Raw genomic sequence first — 12,781 nt, forward strand, 5'->3', positions numbered from 1 at the left:
GGGTTGGCCCTCCGCCGGAGGGCCGCTGCGCTCCACCCGTCGCACACGGGCGGAGCAGGGTCGGGCTAACGAGGGCGGTCATGGCTGAGACGACGGTGGAGAAGACGCGTCCGGTGCTGCGGACGGGGTCGCACGACGGGGGCGCCGTGGGTGAGCCCGAACTCCGGCAGCTGCTGGCGGGGCTGACGGCCGTGCGCGACGGGGACTTCGGCACCCGGCTGCCGGACGACGCCGACGGTCTGCTCGGTGAGATCGCCGGTGTGTTCAACGGCATGGTCGACCAGCTCTCCCTGTTCACCTCCGAGGTGACCCGGGTCGCCCGGGAGGTCGGCACCGAAGGGACGCTCGGGGGACAGGCCGTGGTCCCCGGCGTCTCGGGCACATGGGCCGACCTGACCGACTCGGTGAACGCGATGGCGGGCAACCTCACCACGCAGGTGCGGGACATCGCCCAGGTGGCGACCGCGGTGGCGCGCGGTGACCTGTCGCAGAAGATCGACGTGGATGCGCGGGGGGAGATCCTGGAGCTGAAGGAGACCATCAACACGATGGTCGACCAGCTGTCCGCCTTCGCCGACGAGGTCACGCGCGTCGCGCGGGAGGTGGGCACCGAGGGGATCCTCGGCGGCCAGGCGGACGTCAAGGGCGTCTCCGGCACCTGGCAGGACCTCACCGACTCCGTGAACTTCATGGCGGGCAACCTCACCGCGCAGGTGCGCTCGATCGCCCAGGTGGCCACCGCGGTGGCGCGCGGTGACCTGTCGCAGAAGATCGACGTGGATGCGCGGGGGGAGATCCTGGAGCTGAAGGAGACCATCAACACGATGGTCGACCAGCTGTCCGCCTTCGCCGACGAGGTCACGCGCGTCGCGCGGGAGGTGGGCACCGAGGGGATCCTCGGCGGCCAGGCGGACGTCAAGGGCGTCTCCGGCACCTGGCAGGACCTCACCGACTCCGTGAACTTCATGGCGGGCAACCTCACCGCGCAGGTGCGCTCGATCGCCCAGGTGGCCACCGCGGTGGCGCGCGGTGACCTGTCGCAGAAGATCGACGTGGATGCGCGGGGGGAGATCCTGGAGCTGAAGGAGACCATCAACACGATGGTCGACCAGCTGTCCGCCTTCGCCGCCGAAGTGACCCGCGTCGCGCGGGAGGTGGGCACCGAGGGCGACCTCGGCGGCCAGGCGACGGTACGCGGCGCCTCCGGCACCTGGAAGGACCTCACCGACAACGTCAACGTGATGGCGTCCAACCTGACCGGGCAGGTCCGCTCGATCGCCCAGGTGGCCACCGCCGTGGCCCGCGGCGACCTCTCCCGGAAGATCACGGTCGAGGCCGAGGGCGAGGTCGCCGCGCTGGCCGAGGTGATCAACACGATGGTGGACACCCTTTCCGCGTTCGCCGACGAGGTCACCCGGGTGGCCCGCGAGGTGGGCACCGAGGGGCGGCTCGGCGGCCAGGCCCGGGTGCCTAACGTGGCCGGCACCTGGAAGGACCTCACCGACCACGTCAACTCCATGGCCACCAACCTGACCAACCAGGTGCGGAACATCGCGCAGGTCACCACCGCGGTCGCCCGGGGCGATCTCACCCGCAAGATAGACGTGGACGCGCGGGGGGAGATCCTGGAGCTGAAGACGACCATCAACACGATGGTCGACCAGCTGTCGTCGTTCGCCGCGGAGGTGACCCGGGTGGCCCGGGAGGTCGGCAGCGAGGGCCGGCTCGGCGGCCAGGCCGAGGTCGAGGGCGTCTCCGGCACCTGGAAGCGGCTCACCGAGAACGTCAACGAGCTGGCCGGGAACCTCACCCGCCAGGTCCGCGCCATCGCCGGGGTCACCAGCGCCGTCGCCGAGGGGGACCTGACCCGCTCCATCACCGTGGAGGCGCCGGGCGAGGTCGGAGACCTCAAGGACAACATCAACGCGATGGTGGAGTCGCTGCGCGCCACCACCCGCGCCAACCAGGAGCAGGACTGGCTCAAGACCAACCTCGCCCGGATCTCCGGGCTGATGCAGGGCCATCGCGATCTGGCGGTGGTGGCCGAGCTGGTGATGGACGAGCTGACCCCGCTCGTCTCCGCCCAGTACGGCGCGTTCTACCTCGCCGAGGAGACCGGGGACGGCACCCGGCTGCGGCTTGTCGGCTCCTACGGCCGGCCGGCCGGCACGCCCGGTCAGGACCGATTCGGACTGGGCGAGTCCCTCGTCGGACAGGCGGCGCGCAGCCGCCGCACGATCGCCGCGGACAACGTGCCCGGGGACTACGTCATCTCCTCCGGCCTCGGCCGTACGACGCCGGGAAGCCTGATCGTGCTGCCCGTCGTGGTGGACGAACAGGTCCTCGGCGTCATCGAACTGGCCTCGTTCACGCCCTTCACCCCCGTCCACCGGGACTTCCTCGGGCAGCTCATGGAGATGATCGGCGTCAACGTCAACACCATCGTCGCCAACGCCCGCACCGACGAACTGCTGGACGAGTCGCAGCGCCTGGCCACCGAACTCCAGTCGCGCTCCGAGGAACTCCAGGTACAGCAGGACGAGTTGCAGCGGTCCAACGCCGAACTGGAGGAGAAGGCCGCCCTGCTGGCGGACCGCAACAGCGCCATCGAGGGCAAGAACCTCGAGATCGAGCAGGCGCGGCAGGAGCTGGAGGACCGCGCACAGCAGCTGGCGCTCGCGTCCCGGTACAAGTCGGAGTTCCTGGCCAACATGAGCCATGAGCTGCGCACCCCGCTCAACAGCCTGCTGATCCTGGCCCAGCTGCTGGCCCAGAACCCGACCCGGAACCTCACCCCGAAGCAGGTGGAGTACGCGGGCATCATCCACTCCGCCGGATCCGACCTGCTCCAGCTCATCAACGACATCCTCGACCTGTCCAAGGTCGAGGCGGGCAAGATGGACATCAACCCGGAGCGCGTCGCGCTGCGTCCGCTCCTCGACTACGTCGAGGCGACGTTCCGGCCGGTCACCACGCAGAAGAGCCTCGACTTCACCATCACCACCGCCCCCGGAGCCCCGGCCGGCCTGGTGACCGACGACTCCCGGCTCCGCCAGGTGCTGCGCAACCTGATCTCCAACGCGGTCAAGTTCACCGAGCGCGGCAGCGTGGAACTGCGCATCGAGCAGGCGGCCGAACACGAACTGCCCGGCCCGGTCCACCGAGGCGGCGCCGTCGTGGCCTTCCGCGTCAAGGACACCGGCATCGGCATCGCCGAGCAGCAACTGGACGTCATCTTCGGCGCCTTCCAGCAGGCGGACGGGACCACCAGCCGCAAGTACGGCGGCACCGGCCTGGGACTCTCCATCAGCCGGGAGATCGCGCATCTGCTCGGCGGCGCGGTGACCGCCGAGAGCACACTCGGCCGCGGCAGCACCTTCACCCTCTACCTCCCGGTCGAACGCGCCGACTTCCAGGGCCGGGCCGACGACCCGGCCCGTCCACCGGCGCGGACCGAGGAGGCCGCGCAGGGGGCCGCCGGCGGTGAGCGGCCCACCGCGGCCTTCGGACCCGGACGGACCCGCCCCCGGCGGCTGCTGGTGATCGAGGAACGCCCCCGGGGACTGCTGTCGCTGGTGGCCGAGAGCGCGGTCGGCGAACTCGCCGGAGGCGATCTGCCCGACCGCGACGACATCGAGGTCGTCGCCTCGGTCGGACCGGAGGAGGCGGCCGCCGCCCTCGCCACCGACCCGTTCCACTGCGTGGTCCTCGAACTAGACATGGCCGACGGGCGGGCGCTGCGCTTCCTCGACGCGATGGACGGGGACGCCGCGCTGCGCACGGTGCCGGTACTCGCCCACAACAACCGCCGGCTGGACGCGGCGGACGAGCGGGCCCTCCAGTCCCGCGTACACGAGCGGCCGCTGGAGCTGCTGTCCAGCCTGGACGAACTCCGCGAGCGCATCGCGCTGTACCTGTCGGCCGAGCAGCCGGGAGACGTCGTGCCGCTGGTCCGGGTGGAGGAGAGCCACCAGCAGCCGCCGAGCGCGGCCGGGGGACTCCAGGGCCGCACGGTCCTGGTCGTCGACGACGACGCCCGCAACCTGTACGCGCTCAGCGGCATCCTCGAACTCCACGGAGTCCGCGTGCTGCACGCCGAGAACGGCCGGCAGGGCATCGAGAAGCTGACCGAGCACCCCGAGACCGACCTGATCCTGATGGACGTGATGATGCCGGAGATGGACGGCTACGCGGCCACCTCCAGGATCCGCCAGATGCCCGAGCACACCGCGCTGCCGATCATCACCGTGACGGCCAAGGCGATGCCCGGCGACCGGGAGAAGAGCCTCGCCGCCGGAGCCAGCGACTACGTCACCAAGCCCGTCAACGCCGACGATCTCCTCGCCTGCCTCCGCAGGTGGCTGAGTGCCCCGTGACGCATGCGCGCGCCGCGGCGAAGACCCACCGCCCGATGACGCACCGCCCTGCTCACCGCCCGCACCCCGAGGAGTCCGCAGCGCCATGAGCCGAACCGAGCCCGCCGGGAACCCGCCCGGTGACGAAGCGCTGCTCACCGCCGGGTGCGAGCCGGCGACCGGCTCCGGCTCGCACCCCGCGCCCCGACCGGGGACGGGCCCGGCATACGCCCCCGCACCCGGGCCGAGCCCGCTGCCCCCGGCGGCGGCCCCCGGCACGCCGCTCCTTCCCACCGCCTCGCCGGACGCCTCGCCGGACGGCGCACCGGACCGCACCTCCAGCGCCGGCCGGCTGGCGGCCACCGTGGAACGGCTCCGCAAGGAGGTCCGCGCCGCACACGCGGCCGCCGACGGACGGGCCCTGATCGAACTCGCCAAGGGCGTCCTGATCGAGCGGCTCAGCTGCGGCCCCGCGCAGGCGGCGGCCCAGCTCGCCGAACTCGCCGGCCAGGCGGGCCTGTCGCAGCTCGAACTCGCGGCCGACATCGTCAACCAGGCCGCCCGCGACGAGGTCGCCGACATCGCGAGCGAGTTCGTCCGGCGCGCCCACGGCGACCCCGACGAGGACGGACCCGACCGCTCCGTCTCCGTGCGGCTGCGCACGGCCGAGAGCGCCGCGCTGGCCTCCGGCGACACCCAGGCGGTCGCCGAGTCGCTGCTCCAGCACGCCCTCGCCCCGCTCGGTGCCACCGCCGTCGCCGTGTGGACCGCTGCCACGGACGGTTCCCTCTCGCTCAGCGGCCACGCCGGCTTCAGCGCGGAGGAGGCCACCCGCTGGCGGTATGTGCCGCCCGGCGTGGCCACCGTCGCCCGTCAGGCGCTCGGCGCCCGGCGCCCGGTGCACATCCCGTCGCTCACGGAGGCGGGCGTTCCGTCCATCGGCCACAGCCGTACGGCGGACGGCGGCCGGGTCGCCCTCCCGGCCGGAACCGGCGGCAGGATCCATGGGGTCCTGGAGATCTGCTGGCCCCGTCTACTCCCGCCCCGGTCGCCCGCCGTCGAGCGCCAGCTCGACGCCCTGGCCGAACTGTGCGCCCACACCCTGGAGAGCGCCCCCGCCGCGGGGCCGCAGGCGCCGCCGGAGCGCACCGACGTGTCCGAACTCGTGGAACTCACCGAAGGACTGCACGACCCGGCGCTCGTCCTCACCCCGCACCTCGACGGCGAGGGCCGTCTCACCGACTTCCGGGTCCGCCACGCCAACAGCCGCTTCCTCGACCCGGCCGGCCGGCCCCGCAGCGCCGTCAGCGGTGCCCTGCTGCTCGAGGCGTACCCCATGGCCGCCGCGGACAGCGACCTCTTCGACAAGGTCGAACGCGTCTACGCGACAGGTGAGCCGTTCCGGGCCAGGCGGATGACCCTCACCGCCCTGGTCGACCAGGTTCCCCTCGACACCCTCGCCGACCTCAGCATCAGCCGCCACGGCCACGCCGTGCTGCTCATCTGGCGCATCGAGGACGAGACCGCGCGCCTGGCCAGTCTGCTTCAGCACGCCCAGCGCCTGGGCCGCATCGGCGGCTTCGAGGAGAACCTGGTCAGCGGCGAGGTGACCTGGAACGGGCAGCTGTTCGCCCTCTACGGCCGCGCGGTCACCGACGGCCCCGTCCACCTGGAGGACCTCTCCTCCCACGCCCACCCCGACGACGCGGTCACCATCGGCCGCTTCCTCCAGGCCGTGCTGCACCACCGGCGGCCGGCGTCCACCGCGTTCCGCCTTCAGCGCCCCGACGGCGTGACCCGCCACATCCGGGTCATCGCCGAGCCCGTCCTGGACGCCGAGCACCGGCTCGTCGCCGTACGAGGGGCCTACCAGGACATCTCCTCGCAGCACTGGACCGAGGTCGCGCTGGCCGCCACCCGCGACCAACTGGCGCACACCGAGAAGGAGTCGGCCGAACGCAACCGGCTCGCACTGCAACTCCAGCACGCCATCATGCCGCCGAGCCGCGCGCCCCTCGACGCCCCCGGGCTCGAGGTCGCCGTCCGCTACCGGCCGGCGGAGTCGGAGTCCCTGGTCGGCGGTGACTGGTACGACGCCGTCGTGCTGCCGTCCAAGCGCATCCTGCTGTGTGTCGGCGACGTCGCGGGCCACGGCATCGAGGCGGCCACCGGCATGGTCGTCCTGCGCAACGCGGTACGCGGCCTCGCGGTCACCGGAGCGGGCCCGGCCCAGCTGCTGTCCTGGCTGAACATAGTGGCGCACCACCTGACGGAGCACGTCACCGCCACCGCCGTCTGCGGACTGTACGACCCGGAGACCCGTATGCTGCGCTGGGCCAGGGCGGGACACCTTCCCCCGGTCCTCGTCCGGGGTGACGACGCCGGCATCCTCCCCATGCCGGGAGGGCTGCTCCTCGGCGCCCTCGGGGACGCCCGGTACCAGGAGTCCGACGTCCAACTGGAGCCGGGCGACACGCTGCTGATGTACACCGACGGCCTCGTCGAGCGCCGGGACACCTCGGTCCACGACTCCCTGACGCAGCTGCTGGGCACGGCCGGGGTCGCGTCGGCGACCCTCGACCGGCGGCTGGACCACATGCTCACCCACAGCAAGTCCGACACCGACGACGACACCTGCCTCATCGGCGTACGGGTCCTCTGAGCCGGTGCGCCGCCGGCGGCGCACCGGCCAACGGGGCGGTCGTGGCCGATGCCGTGAGCGGTGCCGTCGCCGTTGCCGGTGCCGTGAGCGCGACAGGGCCAGACAGGCCGGGGGCGCCGGTCGGTCCCGGCGCCGGTCAGTCCCTGCCGGACCTGTCGCCACTGGGCCAGACGCCCGTCGCCCGGTGCACGGCCTTGGCCCCTGACCGGTCGACGACACTGCGTACGACGGCGAAGATGGCACCCTGGACCGCTGCCGCGAGCAGGATCTCGCCCCACTCGCGGTCGGGGTCCAGGGCGTCGGGAGCGTCGTCCTCGTGGCGCAGCACCTTCCACGCCTTCTGGAACGCCATCCCGGCGAGCGCGCCGCCGGCCCAGCCCAGGGCGAAGCCGACCGGCTTGTAGACGAGCGGAACCCTGCCTTTCCGTTTCAGTTTCATCTTGCTCATGCGTCCCCCTTCACCGTTGCCTTCTCACCGTTGCCTTGAGCACACGTGCCGTCGTTGTGTGTGAGGCCGCACACCGTATCCCGTACCTCACGGGCGTTTCGTGTGGCGCGTGCCCCCTGCGGCAGTGTGTACACCTGACGGCCCCCCCGTGCAGTCGCGGTTTCGCTCGCCCCGGGCCAGGCAACGACCGCGTCGGGTGCGTCGGGTGCGTCGGGTGCGTCGGGTGCGTCGGGTGCGTCGGGTGCGTCGGGTGCGTCCGGTGCGTCCGGTGGATCGGGTGGGGGCGGTGCCCTGCGAACGGCAAGCCACCCGCAGACCGAAGGCCGGGGTGAAGGCCGGGGTGAAGGCCCGGGCCGCCGTCGAGCGGGCGCAGCGGGGGACCGACGGCCGCGCCTCGGGCAACGGCGGCATGTGCGCTCCATGACCCGGGGGCGGTCGGACGGCGCGGGAACGCGCCCGGACGGAGCTTGGCCCGCGCGCGGTCGGCGCGGGAATGCGCCCGGACGGAGCACAGGTTGACACCCGTTCATCTGGAAGTCGGCCGATGAGTTTGCTAGACGTGGGGGATGCATGAACGCGACCGCACCCCATCGGCCCCGGGTACCGCGCTCGGCGTCCTCAGTTGCAGCCGGCGAGGCAACGCCTGGGTCATCACGCTGGGCGGCGACCTCGGTCCGGACGCGCTGGCCGGTGTGTCCCGCCGACTCGACCGCGCACTCGACGAGGGTCGCGCCATCGTGATGGACACCAAGTCGGTCACCTCCGCCGATCCGGCCATGCTCACCCTCCTCATGAAGCTCCAGGAGGAGGCTTCGCTCTATGTGGCCGCACCCTCGCCTCCCGTGCGGGAGCTTCTTGCGAGGCCCGGCCCCCACACCTCGGTCCGTACCGTCACCTCGCTCGGAGAGGCCCTGGACGCGATCGGCGCCGGGGCCGCCTGACGGCCTGACGGTGCGACATGGCCTCACAGCCCTCACAGCCCTCACAGCCCTCACAGCCCTCACAGCCCTCACAGCCCTCATGGCTTGACGGGCTCATGGCCTGGCGGTCCGACCGCCTCCCGGCTTGACCGCCTCCCGGCCCTCCATGAAGGACCGTCGGGTCCTGCCGAGCGTCTGCCCTCCGCCCGGTCATGGAGGCCTTCCCCGGGGTGGGGCCCGGCGAGCGAGCCTCAGGCACAAATGTCCGTGGCATATGACTAGCGCCCGAGTCGAGCCCGTCTCCTCGCGCCTCCTTGAGTCTTCTTGATCCTCTTCGGCTCTCTTCGACCCTCCTTGGCCCTCCTTGGCCCTCCTTGGCCCTCCTTGGCCATCTTGGTTCTCCGTGGCCCTCCTCGGGTTCCCTGCGGGTTTCCCCCGCCTCGCCCCGCGCTGCCTCGCCCCGCCCCGCCTCGTTGCCTCTCGCCCTGGCGGAGGCCTTCCGGGCCGCCGGGGCGGGTCGCCGCCCTCTCCGGCTTTCGCGATGGGGCGGCCCGGGAGTTTCCCGGCCCCGGCCACGGGCAACCCGGCAATATGGTGCAAATCGGATATGTGATGCTGGCCGAGCAGGCCGGCCCACGACAGCTCGTCGATCACGCGATGCACGCGGAGGACGTCGGGTTCGACTTCTCCATGACCTCCGACCAGGCATCTCCCCGGCTGCGCGCCCAGGGGCACTCACCGTATGCCTGGAGCGTGCTGGGCGCGGTGGCGCAGGCCACGACCGAGATTCCGCTGATGACCTTCGCGACTTGCCCGACGATGAGATACCACCCAGCCGTCGTCGCGCAGAAGGCGGCGACGCTCCAGATCCTCTCCGAGGGGAGGTTCCGGCTCGGCCTGGGACCGGGGGAGAACCTCAACGAGCACATCGTCGGGGACTGGCCGTCCGCCGCCGATGTGCGTCTCGAGATGCTCGGTGAGGCGGCCGGCATCATCCGGGAGCTGTTCCGGGGGGAGCACGTCAGCAGGCGGGGAGGGCACTTCACCGTGGACTCCGCCAAGCTGTGGGACCTGCCGGACCAGCCGCCGCCGATCGGCTTCGCCGTCTCGGACGAGCGTTCGTGCGGACTCGCCGGCCGGCTGGCCGATTTCATGATCGCGGTCAGGCCGGAGCGCTCGCTCACGGAGTCCTTCGAGCGGGCCGGGGGATCGGGCAAGCCCCGCGTCGGGCAGCTGGTCGTCTGCTACGACACCGACCGCGAGGCCGCGGTCCGGCGGGCGCACGAGCAGTTCAGGTGGTTCGGCATGGGCGGGAAGGCGAAAGCGGAACTTGTGAACCCCGACTCGTTCGAGGCGGCCACCCGGTTTGTACGGCCCGAGGACGTGGCGGAGGCCATCCCCTGCGGAGACGACCCGGAGGCGGTCGTGGACGCGGTGCGGGGCTTCGTCGGCGCGGGCTTCACCGAGGTGGCCCTCGTGCAGATCGGCGGCCGCGCACAGCACGACTTCCTGACATGGGCCGAGGAGAAGCTCCTGTCCGAGTTGCACACGCTCGGCGGGGGCGGCGCCGTCGCGGCCTGAGGAGGCGTACTCCCGGACGTGCGTGGGCCGGCGGCTGAAGGCCGTGGTGGCGCCCCGGCAGGCGGCGTGCTCCCGGACGTGCGTGGGGCCTGCGCGCGGGGCACCGGCCCGGTCGTCGACGTGGAGGGTGTTCCCGGACGTGCGTGGGGCCTGCCCTCGGGCGGGGGGTGGCACGGTGGCGCGGGAGCGGGTCGGGGGCGAGGCGGACCCCTCGCCCCCCGTCGCCGCCTCTTCGGCACCGGTCGCCGGGGCAGACGAGCGGACACCCGGGGCACCGGCGGGTGCGCCACCGGTGCGGGCGGGCCCGCGTCAGGAGGGGCAGCCGGAATCGGCGATCACGAAGTAGCCGGGGGAGGTCTCCTGGAGGGTGCGGGTGACATGGACGTTGTAGAGACCCATGTTCTGACCGGAGCCGTTGGCGTATACCGTGCCCTGGACCTGGTGGGCACGGCCCGCCGCCACATGGTTGTACGTGTTGTCGGTGTGGCAGGCGTTCGGTGTCCCCGTCGTCGTCGCCTGCACCGCTGCCGAGTGCGCACCGGCGGCACCGGAGCCGTCCACGGCCGAGACCGTGTATGCGTAGGTGGTACCGGGGGAGAGGCCCGAGTCGGTGAACGAGGTCGACGGTGATGTGCCGGCCACGGCCCCGTCGCGGAGGACCCGGTAGGACGCCGCACCCTCGACGGCGCCCCACGTCAGGGAGACCGACGAGTCCCCGACCGAGGTGACCGCCGGAGCGGACGGCGCGGGAAGCGTGCCTCCGCCGTCCGGAGTGCCGAGTCCCCAGGTGCGGCCGATCCAGTAGGAGCCGCAGATGTTCGCGTCCAGCGCATACGGGCCTGCGGTCCCGCACTGGGATTCCCCGCTGCCCGGGTCGACGGGCTGCCCGTGTCCCATGCCGGTCAGGCTGTACGACTCCACCACGGCCCGGCCGCCGCTGTCCCGGTACACCTTGTGCGGATGGCCCGCCACCGTGTCCTCGTCGTCCGCGACCGCGTCGGTCCGGTGCACGTCGGTCCACTGCTCGACGAGCTCGGTCATGTTCACGGGAGCCACGGTGCCGTCGGCGGTGCCGTGCCACACCGCCATCACCGGATAGGGACCGGGATAGGACGGGTACGCCGCCCGGACCCTGTCGCCCCACTGCCGTGCGCCGAGGTCGGATCCCGGGCTCATACAGCCGAACGCAGCGGCGAGGGTGCGGGCGCAGTCGAAGGGGACGCCGGCGACGACCGCCGCCCCGGCGAAGACGTCCGGGTACGAGGCGGCCATGGCCGCGGTCATCGCGCCACCGGCCGACAGCCCCGTCACATACACCCGGGAGCGGTCCGTGCCGTGGTCGGCGGCCATCCGGTCGACCATCTGCCTCACGGACAGGGCTTCGCCCTGTCCGCGTGAGGCGTCGGTCCGCTGGAACCAGTTGAAGCAGGAGCCGGCGTTGTTGGCGGACCGCTGCTGTGGCAGCACGAGTGCGAAGCCCCATGCGTCGGCCCATCGCGTCCAGCCCGTCTCGTCGTCGTACGCGGCGGCCGACTGGGTGCAGCCGTGCAGCGCGACCACGAGCGGTCGGCCGCCGGGCAGCCCGTCGGGTACGTAGCGGAACATCCGCAGACCGCCTGGGTTGGAGCCGAAGCCGGTCACCTCCGTCAGGCTCGCGGCCTGCGCCGGGGCGGGGAGCAGGCCGAAGAGGAGGGCGAGAAGTGGCAGCAGCAGGCCCCGGGCTACCCGGGGGACCGGACGGAGCGGACGGAGCGGACGGGCCGACGGGGCCGGAAGGGCCGGATGCGGCGGACGGGGTGGACGGGGTGGACGGGGTGGACGGATCGGCTGGGCCGGACGGGCCGGACGGGCCGGACGGGGTGAACGGGCGGGAAGGGCGGGAAGGGCGGGAAGGGCGGGAAGGGCGGGACCCCCGCGGGCGGGCCGGAGCCGGACCTTGGGGGAGCCTGCGGGATGCGGATCCATGGCGATGCCTCCGTCGTTCGGCCGGACCGGAGCGGCGGCCGCGTCTCGGCGGCCGGGTACGGGAACCGGGTGCCGTGGTGCGACGCCCGGGCTGCGCGGAACGTACGACCGGGGAAACGGGCGGGTAATGGCGGCGCGCCCCACCCCGCGACGTCCCGCGATGTGAGCCGTCACCGTTGCCGCGGACGCCCTGACCGGCGCCCTGATCCGCGTACCGCAACCGGGCCGCGCCTCCGCTCACCCGTCGACACCGTGTTCGAGTCCAGTGGAGGGGATGGCAGCATGGCACCTCGCCGCGTGTGCCGGGCGACCGGCCGGTGCCGCGGTATGTACATCAGTCCGCAAGACCAGAGGGGATGGGCCGTGCCTGCCTCACGGATGAGCACCACGCCGCTGCCCGGCATCGGTGTCCAGTACGACCTCAGCACACGTGAACACCGCCATCTGTCGGTGATCGCCCACCGGGACGGCACCAGGACGGTGAACGTCTACCGTGCCGACGACCCCGACGCCTGCGCCCAGTCCCTCCATCTCTCACCGACGGAGACGGCGTCGCTCATCGACGCGCTGATGCCGGACCACCACAGCCCCAATGTGCTCCACACCACAGACCTCGGCCTGGTCGCCGAGCGCATCGAGCTGTCCGCGCACTCGCACTGGAACGGCCGGGTACTCGGGGACATGCGGATGCGGACCGACACGGGTGCGTCCGTGGTCGCCGTGCTGCGCAGGGCGGAGGCGATCCCGTCGCCGACGCCCGACTTCCGGCTCGCCGGCGGCGACACGCTCATCGTCATCGGCACCCGTGAGGGCGTCGAGGCGGCGGCGGCGATTCTCGGACGGGAGTGAC

At 72.5% G+C, this 12,781-nt stretch carries 7 protein-coding genes; 5 read left to right on the plus strand and 2 right to left on the minus strand.

Going from position 1 to position 12,781, the window contains the following annotated elements:
* The first annotated feature begins 80 nt into the window (after nt 1-80).
* Both DDQ41_RS29735 and DDQ41_RS29740 read left to right on the plus strand, forming a co-directional pair.
* Nucleotides 81-4,376, plus strand: coding sequence for a HAMP domain-containing protein (locus DDQ41_RS29735; RefSeq protein WP_109297238.1), 4,296 nt, complete (start codon nt 81-83; stop codon nt 4,374-4,376).
* Between the two features lie 85 nt (nt 4,377-4,461).
* A complete protein-coding gene (locus DDQ41_RS29740) occupies nt 4,462-7,017 on the plus strand; it encodes a PP2C family protein-serine/threonine phosphatase (RefSeq protein ID WP_174720336.1) in 2,556 nt (851 codons plus the stop codon).
* Between the two features lie 136 nt (nt 7,018-7,153).
* Here the strand turns inward: DDQ41_RS29740 and DDQ41_RS29745 are convergent, their stop codons facing one another.
* Nucleotides 7,154-7,465 carry a DUF4235 domain-containing protein gene (locus DDQ41_RS29745; RefSeq protein WP_109297239.1) on the minus strand — a complete coding sequence of 104 codons (312 nt, stop codon included), beginning with the start codon at nt 7,463-7,465 and terminating at the stop codon, nt 7,154-7,156.
* A 566-nt stretch (nt 7,466-8,031) separates the two neighbouring features.
* On the opposite strand from DDQ41_RS29745, the gene DDQ41_RS29755 reads away from it, so the two are divergent.
* Both DDQ41_RS29755 and DDQ41_RS29760 read left to right on the plus strand, forming a co-directional pair.
* A complete protein-coding gene (locus DDQ41_RS29755; protein ID WP_109297241.1) occupies nt 8,032-8,406 on the plus strand; it encodes an STAS domain-containing protein in 375 nt (124 codons plus the stop codon).
* 570 nt (nt 8,407-8,976) lie between these two features.
* Complete coding sequence (locus DDQ41_RS29760) at nt 8,977-9,966, plus strand: TIGR03557 family F420-dependent LLM class oxidoreductase (protein ID WP_109297242.1); 990 nt, start codon at nt 8,977-8,979, stop codon at nt 9,964-9,966.
* A 309-nt stretch (nt 9,967-10,275) separates the two neighbouring features.
* Here DDQ41_RS29760 and DDQ41_RS29765 read toward each other — a convergent pair whose 3' ends face one another.
* Entirely contained in the window at nt 10,276-11,679 is a 1,404-nt protein-coding gene (locus DDQ41_RS29765; protein WP_109298010.1) for an extracellular catalytic domain type 1 short-chain-length polyhydroxyalkanoate depolymerase, read from the minus strand.
* Nucleotides 11,680-12,309: 630 nt separating this feature from the next.
* On the opposite strand from DDQ41_RS29765, the gene DDQ41_RS29770 reads away from it, so the two are divergent.
* Nucleotides 12,310-12,780: a cation:proton antiporter regulatory subunit gene (locus DDQ41_RS29770; RefSeq protein ID WP_109297243.1), complete on the plus strand. Its 471-nt coding sequence runs from the start codon at nt 12,310-12,312 to the stop codon at nt 12,778-12,780.
* Nucleotide 12,781 lies beyond the last annotated feature (1 nt).

It is taken from the genome of Streptomyces spongiicola (assembly GCF_003122365.1).
In the GTDB taxonomy this organism is placed as follows: Bacteria; Actinomycetota; Actinomycetes; order Streptomycetales; family Streptomycetaceae; genus Streptomyces; species Streptomyces spongiicola.